Annotated in this window: 8 protein-coding genes and 1 pseudogene; 3 read left to right on the forward strand and 6 right to left on the reverse strand. The window is 73.7% G+C overall.

Translation table 11 applies throughout. The annotated features are described in order from the left end of the window. Window positions 1-52: 52 nt before the first annotated feature. The 6 genes and pseudogenes from UW392_RS19210 to UW392_RS19235 all read right to left on the reverse strand — a co-directional run bounded on the left by UW392_RS19210 (window position 53) and on the right by UW392_RS19235 (window position 7,373). Window positions 53-868 (reverse strand): HpcH/HpaI aldolase/citrate lyase family protein, encoded by an 816-nt coding sequence (locus tag UW392_RS19210; protein ID WP_320776262.1) that lies wholly within the window; start codon window positions 866-868, stop codon window positions 53-55. Next, entirely contained in the window at window positions 865-2,061 is a 1,197-nt protein-coding gene (locus tag UW392_RS19215) for a CoA transferase (protein ID WP_320776263.1), read from the reverse strand. The genes UW392_RS19210 and UW392_RS19215 overlap by 4 nt, the downstream gene beginning before the upstream one ends. Continuing rightward, on the reverse strand, window positions 2,058-3,422 hold the full coding sequence (locus UW392_RS19220) for an ADP-ribosylglycohydrolase family protein (protein ID WP_320776264.1): 1,365 nt from the start codon (window positions 3,420-3,422) through the stop codon (window positions 2,058-2,060). The genes UW392_RS19215 and UW392_RS19220 overlap by 4 nt, the downstream gene beginning before the upstream one ends. A 341-nt stretch (window positions 3,423-3,763) precedes the next feature. Next, window positions 3,764-4,957 (reverse strand): annotated as a pseudogene (locus UW392_RS19225) (ADP-ribosylglycohydrolase family protein); the annotation flags it as partial. Continuing rightward, the gene (locus UW392_RS19230; RefSeq protein ID WP_320776265.1) at window positions 4,954-6,300 is read right to left on the reverse strand and encodes an ADP-ribosylglycohydrolase family protein; all 1,347 of its coding nucleotides are present in this window, start codon (window positions 6,298-6,300) and stop codon (window positions 4,954-4,956) included. The gene UW392_RS19230 and the pseudogene UW392_RS19225, both read right to left, overlap by 4 nt. Beyond that, complete coding sequence (locus UW392_RS19235) at window positions 6,297-7,373, reverse strand: ADP-ribosylglycohydrolase family protein (RefSeq protein WP_320776266.1); 1,077 nt, start codon at window positions 7,371-7,373, stop codon at window positions 6,297-6,299. Before UW392_RS19235 ends, UW392_RS19230 begins: the two co-directional genes overlap by 4 nt. Window positions 7,374-7,616: 243 nt before the next feature. Here UW392_RS19235 and UW392_RS19240 point away from each other — a divergent pair, with 243 nt between their 5' ends. The 3 genes from UW392_RS19240 (at window position 7,617) to UW392_RS19250 (ending at window position 14,773) form a co-directional block, all read left to right on the forward strand. Then, window positions 7,617-8,348 (forward strand): VIT1/CCC1 transporter family protein, encoded by a 732-nt coding sequence (locus UW392_RS19240; protein ID WP_320776267.1) that lies wholly within the window; start codon window positions 7,617-7,619, stop codon window positions 8,346-8,348. Window positions 8,349-8,724: 376 nt separating this feature from the next. Further along, a complete protein-coding gene (gene gltB / locus UW392_RS19245; protein ID WP_320776268.1) occupies window positions 8,725-13,320 on the forward strand; it encodes a glutamate synthase large subunit in 4,596 nt (1,531 codons plus the stop codon). Further along, the gene (locus tag UW392_RS19250) at window positions 13,313-14,773 is read left to right on the forward strand and encodes a glutamate synthase subunit beta (RefSeq protein ID WP_320776269.1); all 1,461 of its coding nucleotides are present in this window, start codon (window positions 13,313-13,315) and stop codon (window positions 14,771-14,773) included. The genes gltB and UW392_RS19250 overlap by 8 nt, the downstream gene beginning before the upstream one ends. Window positions 14,774-14,786: the final 13 nt, after the last annotated feature.

Raw genomic sequence — 14,786 nt, forward strand, 5'->3', positions numbered from 1 at the left:
GCGAGGGCGCCCCGGGATCTCCCGGGGCGCCCTCGCCGTGTGCTCCGTACGTTCAGGGCCGGCGCGACAGCGCCAGCGTGCGGTGTGCCGCCGCGACCACCGCCGCGTCGACGAACCGTCCGTCCGGCAGCGCCAGCGCGCCCCGCTCCACCGCCGCCGCCTTGACGACCGCCTCCGCCGCCTCCAGCTCCGCCGCCGTGGGCTGGTACGCCCGCTCGATCACCGGCAGTTGACGGGGATGGATCGCGGCCCGGCCGAGGAAACCCAGCGCGCGGCCGTGGGCACAGGACGCCGCCAGTCCTTCCAGGTCACGGGTGTCGGGGTGGACGGACTGGCAGGGCGGGGCCAGTTCCGCCGCCCGCGCGGCGACGACCACCCGGGAACGGGACCAGTCGAGACCGGGGTCGCCGGTCACGCCCAGATCCGCGCGGAGATCCGCCTCGCCCAGGGCGATGCCGCGCAGAGCGGGATGGGCGGCGGCGATCGCGAACGCCCGCTCCACGCCGAGCGCCGACTCCAGCAGCGCGTACAGCGGTGTGCCGGGCGCGTCGGCGGCGACCCGGACGACCGCTCCCGGCGCGACCACCTTGGGCAGGCGCAGCCCGGACAGCCCCGGCAGTCCGGCCACGGCCGCCAGGTCGGCGGCGGCCCAAGGACCGTCCAGGGCGTTGACGCGGACGTGCACCGGCAGCGGCTGCGAACCGGTGAGCAGCTCGGCGGTGGCGGCGCGGGCGTACTCCTTGCGGTCAGGGGCGACCGCGTCCTCCAGGTCGACCACGACGACGTCGGCGCCCGAGGCGAGCGCCCGGCCGACCACGTGCGGACGGTCTCCCGGGGCGTACAGCCAGGTCAGCGGGTGGGTGGTCATACGGCTCCGGCCTCCCGCAGCTCCTTGACCTCGCCCGGGGTGAGTCCCAGCTCGGTGAGGACCTCCTCGGTGTCCGCGCCGTGCGGGCGGCCGGCCCAGCGGATCGCGCCGGGGGTGGCGGAGAGCCGGAAGAGGACGTTCTGCATGCGCAGCGGGCCCAGCTCGGGGTCGTCGACCGTGGTGACGGTGTCCAGGGCCCGGTACTGCGGGTCCGCCATCACGTCCTGTACGTCCTGCACCGGGGCGATGGCCGCCTGAGCCCGTTCGAAGGCGGCGAGCACCTCGGCGCGGGGCCGCACGGCGATCCAGTCGCCGACCGCGCGGTCCAGCACCTCGGCGTGGCGGGCCCGCCCCGCACCCGTCGTGAACCACGGTTCGTCGATCAGCTCGGGGCGGCCCACCAGCCGCATCACCCGCTCGGCGACCGACTGGGCCGAGGTGGAGACGGCGACCCAGGTGCCGTCGGCGGTGCGGTAGGTGTTGCGCGGGGCGTTGTTGCGGGAGCGGTTGCCGGTGCGGGGCTGGACGTGGCCGAGCTGGTCGTACCAGAGCGGCTGCGGGCCGAGGACGGTCAGGATCGGCTCGATGATCGCCATGTCGACGACCTGCCCCTCGCCGGTGCGTGTCCGTGCGGCGAGGGCGGTCATCACGGCGTACGCCGTGGTCAGCGCGGCGATGGAGTCGGCGAGGCCGAACGGCGGCAGGGTCGGCGGCGCGTCCGGTTCGCCGGTCATGGCGGCGAAGCCGCTCATCGCCTCGGCGAGGGTGCCGAAGCCGGGCCGGTGCGCGTAGGGGCCGAACTGGCCGAAGCCGGTGACGCGGGTGAGGACCAGCCGGGGGTTGACCTCGGACAGCTCCTCCCAGCCGAGGCCCCAGCGCTCCAGGGTGCCGGGGCGGAAGTTCTCGACGACGACGTCGGCGGTGGCGGCGAGACGGAGCAGGGTGGCGCGGCCGCCGGGCTTGGACAGGTCCAGGGTGACGGTGCGCTTGTTGCGGCCGAGCAGCTTCCACCACAGGCCGATGCCGTCCTTCGAGGGGCCGTGGCCGCGCGAGGGGTCGGGACGGGTGGGGTGCTCGACCTTGACGACCTCGGCGCCGAAGTCGCCGAGCAGCGTGGCGGCGAGCGGTCCGGCGAAGAGGGTGGCGAGGTCCAGGACACGAAGGCCGCCGAGGGGCGGGGGAAGAGGGGTCATGGGCGGGTGGCTTCCCGGTGCGTGAGGTGGGCGAGGGTGTCGAAGCCGGTGCCGTCGAAGTCGGCGACGGAGCTGGCCAGGCGGTTCTTGAGCGGGGCCGTCAGGTGGTGGGGGAGCGCGGCGGGGTCGCCGGTGAGGAGTCCGGCGACGCTGCCGGCGGTGGCGCCGTTGGAATCGGTGTCCCAGCCGCCGGAGACGGCGCGGGCGACCGAGCCGGTGAAGTCGCCGTCCGCGTGGGTGAGCGCGGCGGCGGTCAGCGCCGTGTTGGGGACGGCGTGGACCCAGTGGTGATCCGCGTCGTAGCGGGCGTGGAGCCGGTCGACGACCTCGTCGAAGTCGGCGTGCGACGCGGCCAGTCCGACGGCTTCCCCCACGGCGCGGGCGAGCCGCGATCCGGGCGGTACGACCGTGAGTCCGGCGGCGAGACAGGCGTGCACGTCGGACGTGCCGCCGGCGGCGGTCGCGATGACGGCCGCGGTGAACATGGCGGCGTAGACGCCGTTGGCGGTGTGGGTGAGGGTGGCGTCGCGGTGGGCCTGCGAGGCCGCGGCGGCCGGGTCGCCCGGGTTGGTCCAGCCGTGCACGTCGGCGCGGATCAGGGCGCCGATCCACTCCCGGAAGGGGTTGTGGTGGCGGGCGGTGTGCGGGGGCTCGAGACCGGCCAGCAGGTTGCGGCAGGCGACGCGCTCGGCGGTGAAGGTACGGCCCGGGGGGAGTTCGTCGAGCCAGAGGCGGGCGACGTCGGCGGTGCTGAAGCCGCGGCCGTGCCGGCTGAGCAGCAGCAGGTTGAGCAGGGGGTAGTTGAGGTCGTCGTCCTCGGGCATGCCGTCGATGTTCTCGGCGAGGGAGGTGGCGGCGGACCGGCGGTTCCAGGGGTGGGCGGCGGCGAGGCCGGCGGGGACGCCGCGGGCGGTGAAGTAGGAGGCCGGGGGCCAGTTGCCGGTGGCGCGGGCGAGGTCGCGGATGGCGTGCAGGGGGAGTTTCTCCACCGGTTTGCCCAGCAGGCAGCCGACGGCGCGGCCCAGCCAGGCGGCCTCAAGGCGGACCGGGCCGGGGGCGGGGCAGGGGCCGGCCGGGGCGGGCCAGTGCGGGCACAGCGCGCGGATCGCGTCGAGACCGGTGGGTTCCGTCTCCTCCGACGGGCAGGGCAGGGCGTCGAGTTCGTCGAGGAGTTCCCCGGCGAGGAGGCGCAGGTACGGGGAGGCGGGGTGCGGTGAGGCGCCCGCCCGGGGCGGGGCGTCGCAGCCGCCCGCCGCCCGCCAGCGGGCCGCGATCGCGGAGGCGTCCCGGCCGTCCTGGGCGGCCTGGCGCAGTTCATGCCCGATCAGGTCCTCGGGCTGGACCCAGGTCAGCCGGAGCACGCCGTGACCACCGGGTCTGTCGCCGGGTCCGGATTGGTCGCCGGGTCCGGGTCCTTGGCGAGGTCGGTCGCTGGGTCCGGGTCCGGGCCCGGGTCCGGGGCAAGGTCTGTCGCCGGGTCCTTCGCCGGGTCTGTCGCCGGGTCCGGATTGGTCGCCGGGTCCGGGTCCGGGACAAGGCCGGTCGCTGGGTCCGGGTCCGGGTCCGGGGCAAGGTCCTTCGTCGGGTCTGTCGCCGGGTCCGGATTCGTCGCCGGGCCCGGGTCCGGGGCAAGGTCCGTCGCCGGGTCCTTCGCCGGGGCAGGGGTCGGGTCCGTCGCCGGGGCCGTCGGCCGGGTGTCCGTCAGCGCGGCGAACGCCCGCTCGTGGGCGCGGCGCCGGCGTACGTCCGCGGCGAAGATCTCCCGGGCCACCTCGGTGAGGACGGCGGCCGGCTCCCACAGGTCCAGGCGGCTCGCCTCGGCCACGGCTGTCGCCCACTCCTCGGGCACGGGCGAGCCCAGCGCACCGGTGACCGCGCCGGCCATGGTGGCGATGGAGTCGCAGTCGCGGCCGTAGTTGACGGCGCCGAGCACCGCGTGGCGGTAGTCGCCGCCCGCGACCAGCACCATGCCCAGCGCGACGGGGAGTTCCTCGATCGCGTGCAGCCGGGACGGGCGGCGGGCGCCCAGCGAGGGGGAGCGGTAGTCCGGGCCCACCGTGTCGTACGGGGCGACCGCCGCGCGCAGCGGGGCCAGCGCCGGTTCGAACTCGGTGAAACGGGCGGCGACTTCGCAGACCCGCTCGATCGCCGTCCGCGTGCCGTCCTTGGCCAGGGCCAGAGCGGCGTCCACCACCGAGGCGGGGGTCGCGCCGGGCGCGCACGCCGCCGCGACGGCCGCCGCCAGGACGCCCGCCGCCTCCCGGCCGTACGACGACTGGTGGGCGCCCGCGATGTCGAGCGCCTCGGCGTACGCGCCCGCCGGATCGGCCGCGTTGACCAGGCCGACCGGGGCCATGTACATCGCCGCGCCGCAGTTGACGACGTTGCCGGCGCCGGCCTCGCGGGGGTCCTGGTGGCCGTAGTGCAACCGGGTGACGAGCCACTTCTCCGCCAGGAAGATCCGCTGGAGCGGCAGTGCCTCGGCCTCCAGCTCCGGGATCCAGCGGAGGTTCGTCATCAGGTCGGGGACCAGGTGCTCGGCGATCGCGTGGGCGTCGAGATGGCCGCGGACGGTGGCGTACACCCTGATCAGCGCGTGGGTCATCAAGGTGTCGTCGGTGACGTGCCCGTCGCCCTTGTGGTACGGGGCGAGGGGGCGGGCGGTGCGCCAGGCGTCGCCGTTCCAGGGGCCGACGACGCCGGTGACGCGGCCGCCGTGGCGCTCGACGATCTGCTCGGGCGAGTAGCCCTCGACGGGCCCGCCGAGCGCGTCGCCGACGGCTGCGCCGACGAGGGCTGCGGTGACGCGGTGGGGGAGACCCGCGGTCCCCGGTGCGGCCCGCGGCGGCGTGCCGTCCGTGGTGCGGCGGTCCGTGGTCGCGCTGTCCGTCGTCATGGTGGGGTCGGTCCTTCCGGTCGTGCGGCTTCCAGGCGGGCGGCCAGCTCGACCAGGTCCGTGCCGGTGAGCCGGGGCAGTACGCAGCCGGGGAGGGTGCGGCAGGTCTCCCGCCAGGCCGCGGGGATCGCGGCGGCGCCGCCGAGCGCGCCGGTCAGCGCGCCCACCAGGGCGGGGGCGGAGTCCGCGACCCGGGAGAGACAGGCCGCCGCGGGCACCGCCTCCGCGATCCGGCCGCGGGCGGCGACCGCCAGCGCCAGCGCGACGGGGACGGTCTCGGCGGCGGCGATGCCGTAGCTGTAGACGTGGTCGACGATCTGGTGCTCCAGGAGCGGGACGAGGGCGAACGTGCTCTCGGCGTCCGCCGCGAGGGCCAGTGCCTGGCGGGCGTTGCGGCCCGCCTCGGTGGCCTCGGGAAGTTCGGCGAGGGCCGCCGCCACGCACGTCTCCACGTCCGCGCCGGCGACGGCGTGCGCCACCGCCGCGGCCATGGCGCGCGCGCCGTGCACGCCGTCGCCGTCCTGGGTGTAGCGGGCGTCGAACTCGGCGAGGTCGGCGGCGAGGCGGGGTTCGCCCGGGTGGGCGACGGCGAGGACGCAGGCCCGTACGCAGGCGGCGTCGTCGAAGTAGTGCGGGTTGTCGTGCCCGGTGGCGGGCGGGCGCAGACCGGCGGCGAGGTTGCCGAGCCCGGCCCGGACGGAGATGCGGGCGCGCAGCGGCAGTACGGCGGACTCGACCTCGGGGGCGCGGTCCTCCGCGGCGGCGACCTCGGCGGCGACCGCGCTCCAGGTCAGGTCGATGGCGGTACGCATCCGGCGGTCCCGGCTGAGGTCGCCGAGCGCGGTCGCGTCGCCGGCCCGCAGCAGCGCCTCCGCCGCGAACGCCGCCCACTCGGCGTCGTCGGACGGGCCGAGGCGCAGCGGTTCCGGGGGCTGGTTCAGGGCGATGGGGACGGGGAGCGTGGTGGTGGCGTTCTGCTCGGCGAAGGTGTCCAGTTCGCGGGTGAGCCGCCGGGTCCACTCGGGCATCCGGACGGCCCGGTGCCGGGCGGCGGGCCATCCGGCGGCGTCCCCCGCGGCGAGCCCGAGCAGCAGCCCTTCGATCCGGCGGGGGGTGACTTGGCCGGCGGGGGCAAGGTGGTGCCGGGGGGCCGCGTCCGGGTGCGCGTGCGAGGGAGACTGTGCGTGCGGCTGTGCGTGCGGGTGCGGGTGCGGGTGCGCCACGGTGGCGGGTCCGGCGTCCGCGACGGCGCGGGGGCCCACGTCCGGCTCGACGCCCACGGCCGTGTCCCGCCCGTACGGCGCCTCGACGGCCGGTCCCGTCATGTCCGATCGCGTCGTCATGACGCACCGACCTCGCCGACCAGGTCCGCGTCCCAGCGAACCGCCGGCGCCGGATCCTCCTCCGCTCCGGGCCCACGGCCGCCTCCCTCGGTGCCGCCGCCCGCCCCCGCTGACTCCCTCCCCTCCGTCAGGAGGTCCGCCACCTCCGTCACGTGGTGGCCGGCCATCGCCGGCAGGCATGTGCCTCTCGCCGGGCCGATCGCCGACGCCCAGTCGGCCGGGATCGCGGTGATCCCCCGGGTCGCCCCGGCCAGCGCGCCGGCCACCGCCGCCGTCGTGTCGGCGTCGCGGCCCATGTTGACGGCCGTCAGCACCGCCTCCGTGAAGTCGCCGTCGGCCGCCGCGTACGCGCCGAAGGCGAGGGCGACGGCCTCCGGGGCCAGGTCGGTCCAGGGGTAGCCGCCGATGACGACCGCGGAGCGCACGGCGCGTTCGCCGCGGTGGGCCGCCGTCACCGCCCGGCGCAGCGAGCGGGCGGTCCAGGAGTCGTCCGGGACGACGGCCAGCGCCGAGGCCACGACCGCGGTGGGGGTGGCCCCCGCCATCGCCGCCGCGACCCCCGCCGCCACCGCCTGGCCGCCGTAGATGCCCTCGCCGTCATGGCTGACCGAGCCGTCGATCGCGACCAGCCGGGCCGCCTCGGCGGGCCGACCCGCCGCGAAGACGCCGTAGGGGGCGGCCCGCATGGCCAGCCCGTCGCTCCAGGCATGCCGGTGCTGGGCGGAGATGGGCGCGGCCAGTCCCCGGCGCAGGTTCTCCAGGGTGCCGCGTTCGCTGAAGCCCGCGCCGCGGAAGGGGCCCTCGTCGCGGTCGGCGATCCACTCGTGCCACGCCGCCACGACATGGGCCGGTGTGAGCGCCGCGCCGTGCCGGGCCAGCAGCAGTCCGGAGAAGATCGCGTACTCGGTGTCGTCCGTACCGGCCGGGTGCTCGGCGACGTAGCCGGTGATCCGGCCCCACCTGGCCCGGATCTGCGAGGGTTTCATGTTCTCGGCCGGCGCCCCGAGGGCGTCCCCGACGGCCAGTCCGAGCAGCGCGCCGCGGCTCCGTTCACGCAGTGCGGTGGATGCCATGCGGCCTCTTCTCTCCCTGGTCCTCCCTTTGCGGATCTGTCCCCGGTGCGTGCCGTTCCGCAGCCTCAGGAGCCCCAGCGTCACCCGGTCGACATATGTGCAGGCTTCGGCACGAATGAGCGGAGCAGCGTAAAACCGCAGGTTAGCCCAGCCTTTCCTTGCTGGCGGGACGGGAATGACCGACGTACATTGGTAGTTGTCAAGAAGTGGACGAAGTCTAAAGAAGCGCTTGGGGGACCCCTTATGGCCATCATCGAAACCGAAGCGACCCTCCACGAGGCGCACCGCGACAACCACACCCACCGGGACGTGAACGGCGGCTGGCTCCGCCCCGCCGTCTTCGGCGCGATGGACGGCCTGGTCTCCAATCTCGCCCTGATGACCGGCGTCGCCGGCGGCGCCGCGAGCCAGCAGGCCGTCGTGCTCAGCGGCCTCGCCGGCCTCGCCGCCGGCGCCTTCTCCATGGCGGCCGGCGAGTACACCTCCGTCGCCTCCCAGCGCGAGCTGGTCGAGGCCGAGCTGGACGTGGAGAGGAGGGAGCTGCGCAAGCACCCGGCGGACGAGGAGGCCGAGCTGGCCGCGCTCTACGAGGGGCGCGGGGTGGAGCCGCACCTGGCCCGCGAGGTCGCCCGCCAGCTCTCCCGCGATCCCGAGCAGGCGCTGGAGATACACGCCCGCGAGGAGCTGGGGATCGACCCCTCCGACCTGCCCTCGCCGCTGGTCGCGGCCGTGTCGTCGTTCGGCTCCTTCGCCCTGGGCGCCCTGCTCCCCGTACTGCCCTATCTGCTCGGCGCGAGCGCGCTGTGGCCCGCGGTGCTGCTGGCGCTGGCGGGGCTCTTCCTGAGCGGTGCGATCGTGGCCAAGGTGACGGCGCGGACCTGGTGGTACGGCGGACTGCGCCAGCTGCTGCTGGGAGGCGCGGCGGCCGGTGTGACGTACGCCCTGGGCAGTCTCTTCGGGACGGTCGTAGGATGACCCGGCTCCGGACTTATGCGTTGGGCCGCATAAGTAGTCGTTACTCGGTGGTTTCGACCGCGTGACCGCCGGGCATGAGCCGTAAGCGCTGTGGGCAAAGGTGCCCGCGGCACATCCGCGGGATGGGTGACACACCCGTGCCGCCCCTGGGTCCGTCGGACACCGATCTGTCCCCGCCGGACCCCCAGTCAAGACTCCCGCCATCGGTCGTCGGTACCACCGCAACGCACCCTGTGGCGTCCACATGTTGGAACGGAATATCCACTTCCCGAGACCCGTTCCATCGTGTAACCTGCACGAAATTTTGCAGTCACGCAGAGGGCCAGCGTCGTCCCTCGGCACTTGCACACGCCACTTGACGACGACGGGAGAGCCGATGCGTACGCCGCGCCAGCCGTCCCAGCACTCCGAGAACGGCCGGAACTGGTCGTTCATGGATGCTCGCCCTGCCGCGCAGGGTATGTACGACCCCCGCAACGAGCACGACGCCTGCGGCGTCGGCTTCGTCGCCACCCTCACCGGCGAGGCGTCCCACACGCTGGTCGATCAGGCGCTCACCGTGCTGCGCAACCTGGAGCACCGCGGAGCCACCGGCTCCGAGCCGGACTCCGGTGACGGCGCGGGCATCCTCTCCCAGGTGCCGGACGCCTTCTTCCGCGAGGTGGCCGGATTCGACCTCCCCGCGGCCGGCCACTACGCCGTCGGCATCGCCTTCCTCCCGGAGGACGGCACGGACGACGCCGTCTCGGCCATCGAGACGCTCGCGTCCGAGGAGGGACTCACCGTCCTCGGCTGGCGCGAGGTGCCCGTCGCCCCGCAGCTGCTCGGCGCGACCGCCCGCTCGACCATGCCGGTCTTCCGCCAGCTCTTCGTCACCGACGGCGTCTCCGAGGGCATCACCCTCGACCGTCGCGCCTTCGCGCTGCGCAAGCGCGCCGAGCGCGAGATCGGCGTCTACTTCCCCTCGCTGTCCGCGCGCACCCTCGTCTACAAGGGCATGCTCACCACGGGCCAGCTGGAGCCGTTCTTCCCGGACCTCTCCGACCGCCGCTTCGCCTCCGCGATCGCGCTCGTGCACTCCCGGTTCTCGACGAACACCTTCCCGAGCTGGCCGCTGGCCCACCCGTACCGCTTCGTCGCGCACAACGGCGAGATCAACACCGTCAAGGGCAACCGCAACTGGATGCGCGCCCGCGAGTCCCAGCTCGTCAGCGACGTCTTCGGCAGCTCCCCGGACCTGGAGCGGATCTTCCCGGTCTGCACGCCGGACGCCTCCGACTCCGCCTCCTTCGACGAGGTCCTGGAGCTGCTGCACCTCGGCGGGCGCTCGCTGCCGCACTCCGTGCTGATGATGATCCCCGAGGCGTGGGAGAACCACGACTCGATGGACCCGGCCCGCCGCGCGTTCTACCAGTACCACTCCACGATGATGGAGCCCTGGGACGGCCCGGCCTGCGTCACCTTCACCGACGGCACCCAGGTCGGCGCGGTCCTCGACCGCAACGGCCTGCGCCCCGGCCGCTACTGGGTCACCGACGACGGCCTCGTCGTCCTCGGCTCCGAGGTCGGCGTCCTCGACATCGACCCCGCCAAGGTCGTCCGCAAGGGCCGCCTCCAGCCCGGCCGGATGTTCCTCGTCGACACCGCCGAGCACCGCATCATCGAGGACGACGAGATCAAGGCGCGGCTCGCCGCCGAGCAGCCCTACGCCGAGTGGCTCCAGGCCGGTGAGATCGAGCTGGGCGACCTGCCCGAGCGCGAGCACATCGTGCACACCCACGCCTCGGTCACCCGCCGCCAGCAGACCTTCGGCTACACCGAGGAGGAGCTGCGCGTCCTGATCGCGCCGATGGCCAAGGCCGGCGCCGAGCCGATCGGCTCGATGGGCACCGACTCGCCGATCGCCGCGCTCTCCGACCGCCCCCGGCTGCTCTTCGACTACTTCACCCAGCTCTTCGCGCAGGTCACCAACCCGCCGCTGGACGCGATCCGCGAGGAACTGGTCACCTCCCTGCGCTCGGCGCTCGGCCCCTCCGGCAACCTCCTCGACCCGACGGCCGCCTCGTGTCGCAGCGTCGTGCTGCCCTTCCCGGTGATCGACAACGACGAGCTGGCCAAGCTCATCCACGTCAACGCCGACGGCGACATGCCCGGCTTCAAGGCCGCGACCCTCTCCGGTCTGTACCGGGTGCACGGCGGCGGCGACTCCCTCGCCGCGCGCATCGAGGAGATCTGCGCCGAGGCCGACGCCGCCATCGACAACGGCGCCCGGCTCATCGTCCTCTCGGACCGCCACTCCGACGCGGAGCACGCGCCGATCCCGTCGCTGCTGCTCACCGCGGCCGTCCACCACCACCTCATCCGCACCAAGCAGCGCACCCAGGTGGGCCTGCTGGTCGAGGCCGGCGACGTCCGCGAGGTCCACCACGTCGCCCTGCTCATCGGCTTCGGCGCGGCGGCGGTCAACCCCTACCTGGCCATGGAGTCCGTCGAGGACCTGGTCCGCGCGGGCACCTTCCTGCCCGGCATGGAGACCGAGCAGGCCATCAAGAACCTGATCTACGCCCTCGGCAAGGGCGTCCTGAAGGTCATGTCGAAGATGGGCATCTCCACCGTCGCCTCCTACCGCGGGGCGCAGGTCTTCGAGGCCGTCGGCCTGGACCAGCACTTCGTGGAGAAGTACTTCAACGGCACCGCCACCAAGATCGGCGGCGTCGGCATCGACGTCATCGCCGCGGAGGTCGCCGCCCGGCACGCCAAGGCGTACCCCGCCTCCGGCATCGCCCCGGCCCACCGCGCCCTCGACATCGGCGGCGAGTACCAGTGGCGCCGGGAGGGCGAGCCGCACCTGTTCGACCCGGAGACGGTCTTCCGTCTCCAGCACTCGACGCGCTCGGGCGAGTACGGCATCTTCAAGAAGTACACGGACCGCGTGAACGAGCAGTCCGAGCGGCTGATGACGCTCCGCGGCCTCTTCGGCTTCAGGAGCGACCGCCCCTCGATCCCCGTCGACGAGGTCGAGCCCGTCTCCGAGATCGTCAAGCGGTTCTCGACCGGCGCCATGTCGTACGGCTCCATCTCCCGCGAGGCGCACGAGACCCTCGCCATCGCCATGAACCAGCTGGGCGGCAAGTCCAACACCGGTGAGGGCGGCGAGGACCCGGAGCGCCTGTACGACCCGGCCCGCCGGTCCTCGATCAAGCAGGTCGCCTCCGGCCGCTTCGGTGTGACCAGCGAGTACCTGGTCAACTCGGACGACATCCAGATCAAGATGGCCCAGGGCGCCAAGCCCGGCGAGGGCGGCCAGCTGCCCGGCCACAAGGTGTACCCCTGGGTCGCCAAGACCCGGCACAGCACCCCCGGCGTCGGCCTGATCTCCCCGCCGCCGCACCACGACATCTACTCCATCGAGGACCTCGCCCAGCTCATCCACGACCTGAAGAACGCCAACCCCAAGGCGCGCATTCACGTCAAGCTGGTCTCCGAGGTCGGCGTCGGCACGGTCGCCGCGGGCGTCTCCAAGGCCCACGCGGACGTCGTCCTCATCTCCGGTCACGACGGCGGCACCGGCGCCTCCCCGCTGACCTCCCTCAAGCACGCCGGCGGCCCCTGGGAGCTGGGCCTCGCCGAGACCCAGCAGACGCTGCTGCTCAACGGCCTGCGCGACCGGATCGTCGTACAGACCGACGGCCAGCTCAAGACCGGCCGTGACGTCGTCATCGCGGCCCTGCTCGGCGCCGAGGAGTTCGGTTTCGCGACCGCGCCGCTCGTCGTCTCCGGCTGCGTCATGATGCGCGTCTGCCACCTGGACACCTGCCCGGTCGGCATCGCCACCCAGAACCCGGTGCTGCGCGAGCGGTTCTCCGGGAAGGCCGAGTACATCGTCAACTTCTTCCGGTTCATCGCCGAAGAGGTCCGCGAACTCCTCGCCGAGCTGGGCTTCCGCTCCATCGAGGAGGCCGTCGGCCACGCCGAGACCCTCGACGTCACCCGCGCCATAAACCACTGGAAGGCGCAGGGCCTGGACCTCGCGCCCCTCTTCCACGTGCCCGAGCTGCCCGAGGGCGCGGTCCGTCACCGCGTCGTCGAGCAGGACCACGGCCTGGCCAAGGCGCTCGACAACGAGCTGATCAAGCTCGCCGCCGACGCGCTCTCCGCGACCGGCGCCGCCGACGCCCAGCCGGTCCGCGCCCAGGTCGCCATCCGCAACATCAACCGCACGGTCGGCACCATGCTCGGCCACGAGGTGACCCGGAAGTTCGGCGGCGCGGGCCTGCCCGACGACACGATCGACATCACCTTCACCGGTTCCGCCGGCCAGTCCTTCGGCGCCTTCCTCCCGCGCGGCGTCACCCTGCGCCTGGAGGGCGACGCCAACGACTACGTCGGCAAGGGCCTCTCCGGCGGCCGGATCGTCGTCCGCCCGGACCGCGCCGCCGACCACCTCGCCGAGTACAGCGTCATCGCCGGCAACACCATCGGCTACGGCGCCACCGGCGGCGAGATGTTCCTGCGCGGCAGGACCGGCGAGCGGTTCTGCGTCCGCAACTCCGGCGCGCTGGTCGTCTCCGAGGGCGTCGGCGACCACGGCTGCGAGTACATGACCGGCGGCCACGCCGTCGTCCTCGGCGAGACCGGCCGCAACTTCGCGGCCGGCATGTCCGGCGGCACCGCCTACGTCATCGACCTCGACCGGGACAACGTCAACGCGGGCAACGTCGGCGCCGTCGAGGCCCTCGACGACACCGACCGCGCGTGGCTGCACGACGTGGTGCGCCGGCACCAGGAGGAGACGGGTTCGACCGTCGCCGGGAAGCTGCTCGCCGAGTGGGACACCGCCGTCGAGCGGTTCAGCAAGATCATCCCCAGCACGTACAAGGCAGTGCTCGCCGCCAAGGACGCCGCCGAGCGAGACGGTCTCTCCGAGTCCGAGATCACCGAGAAGATGATGGAGGCGGCGACCAATGGCTGACCCCAAGGGCTTTCTGAACCACGGCCGCGAGGTCGCCACGTCCCGTCCGGTGACCGAACGCGTCCAGGACTGGAACGAGGTCTACGTCCCCGGCTCCCTGCTGCCGATCATCAGCAAGCAGGCCAGCCGCTGCATGGACTGCGGCATCCCGTTCTGCCACAACGGCTGCCCGCTCGGGAACCTCATCCCCGAGTGGAACGACTACGCCTACCGCGAGGACTGGTCCGCCGCCTCCGAGCGGCTGCACGCGACCAACAACTTCCCGGAGTTCACCGGCCGCCTCTGCCCGGCCCCGTGCGAGTCGGCGTGCGTGCTCGGCATCAACCAGCCGCCGGTCACCATCAAGAACGTCGAGGTCTCCATCATCGACAAGGCGTGGGAGAGCGGGGACGTCGCGCCGCGCATCCCCGAGCGCCTGTCCGGCAAGACCGTCGCCGTGATCGGCTCGGGCCCCGCGGGCCTGGCCGCCGCCCAGCAGCTCACCCGGGCCGGCCACACCGTCGCCGTCTACGAGCGCGCCGACCGCGTCGGCGGCCTGCTCCGCTACGGCATCCCCGAGTTCAAGATGGAGAAGCGGCACATCAACCGCCGTATCGAGCAGATGCGCGCGGAGGGCACCCGGTTCCGCACCGGCGTCGAGATCGGCCGCGACCTGAAGGCGACCGACCTGAGGAAGCGCTACGACGCCGTCGTCATCGCCGCCGGCTCCACCACCGCCCGCGACCTGCCGGTCCCCGGCCGGGAGCTGAAGGGCGTGTACCAGGCGATGGAGTACCTGCCGCTGTCCAACAAGGTCCAGGAGGGCGACTACGTCACCTCCCCGATCTCCGCCGAGGGCAAGCACGTCGTCGTCATCGGCGGCGGCGACACCGGCGCCGACTGCGTGGGCACCGCCCACCGCCAGGGCGCGGCCTCCGTCACCCAGCTGGAGATCATGCCCCGCCCCGGCGAGGAGCGGAACGCGAACCAGCCCTGGCCGACCTTCCCCATGCTCTACAAGGTCACCTCGGCCCACGAGGAGGGCGGCGAGCGGGTCTACTCCGTCTCCACCACCCACTTCGAGGGCGACGAGGACGGCAACGTACAGTGGCTGCACCTCACCGAGGTCGAGTTCATCGAGGGCCGGCTGACCCCGAAGGCCGGTACCGAGCGCAGGATCCCGGCCCAGCTGGTCACCCTCGCCATGGGCTTCACCGGCCCCGACAAGGACAACGGCCTGATCGAGCAGTTCGGCCTCGAACTGGACGAGCGCGGCAACATCGCCCGCGACGCCGACTTCCGGACCAACGTGCCGGGTGTCTTCGTCGCCGGTGACGCGGGCCGCGGCCAGTCGCTCATCGTGTGGGCGATCGCGGAGGGCCGCTCGGCCGCCCGCGGCGCCGACCGCTTCCTGACCGGCGCCAGCGAACTGCCGGCCCCGATCCGTCCGACGGACCGCTCCCTGGCGGTCTGACGGCCGGACACCC

It is taken from the genome of Streptomyces sp. CRN 30, from assembly GCF_034105845.1.

What these genes read in the sequence shown, in the direction of transcription:
- UW392_RS19210 (WP_320776262.1), bottom strand. Translation starts at nt 868, where the DNA reads ATGACCACCCACCCGCTGACCTGGCTGTACGCCCCGGGAGACCGTCCG.
- UW392_RS19215 (WP_320776263.1), bottom strand. Translation starts at nt 2,061, where the DNA reads ATGACCCCTCTTCCCCCGCCCCTCGGCGGCCTTCGTGTCCTGGACCTC.
- UW392_RS19230 (WP_320776265.1), bottom strand. Translation starts at nt 6,300, where the DNA reads ATGACGACGCGATCGGACATGACGGGACCGGCCGTCGAGGCGCCGTAC.
- UW392_RS19235 (WP_320776266.1), bottom strand. Translation starts at nt 7,373, where the DNA reads ATGGCATCCACCGCACTGCGTGAACGGAGCCGCGGCGCGCTGCTCGGA.
- UW392_RS19240 (WP_320776267.1), top strand. Translation starts at nt 7,617, where the DNA reads ATGGCCATCATCGAAACCGAAGCGACCCTCCACGAGGCGCACCGCGAC.
- gltB (WP_320776268.1), top strand. Translation starts at nt 8,725, where the DNA reads ATGCGTACGCCGCGCCAGCCGTCCCAGCACTCCGAGAACGGCCGGAAC.
- UW392_RS19250 (WP_320776269.1), top strand. Translation starts at nt 13,313, where the DNA reads ATGGCTGACCCCAAGGGCTTTCTGAACCACGGCCGCGAGGTCGCCACG.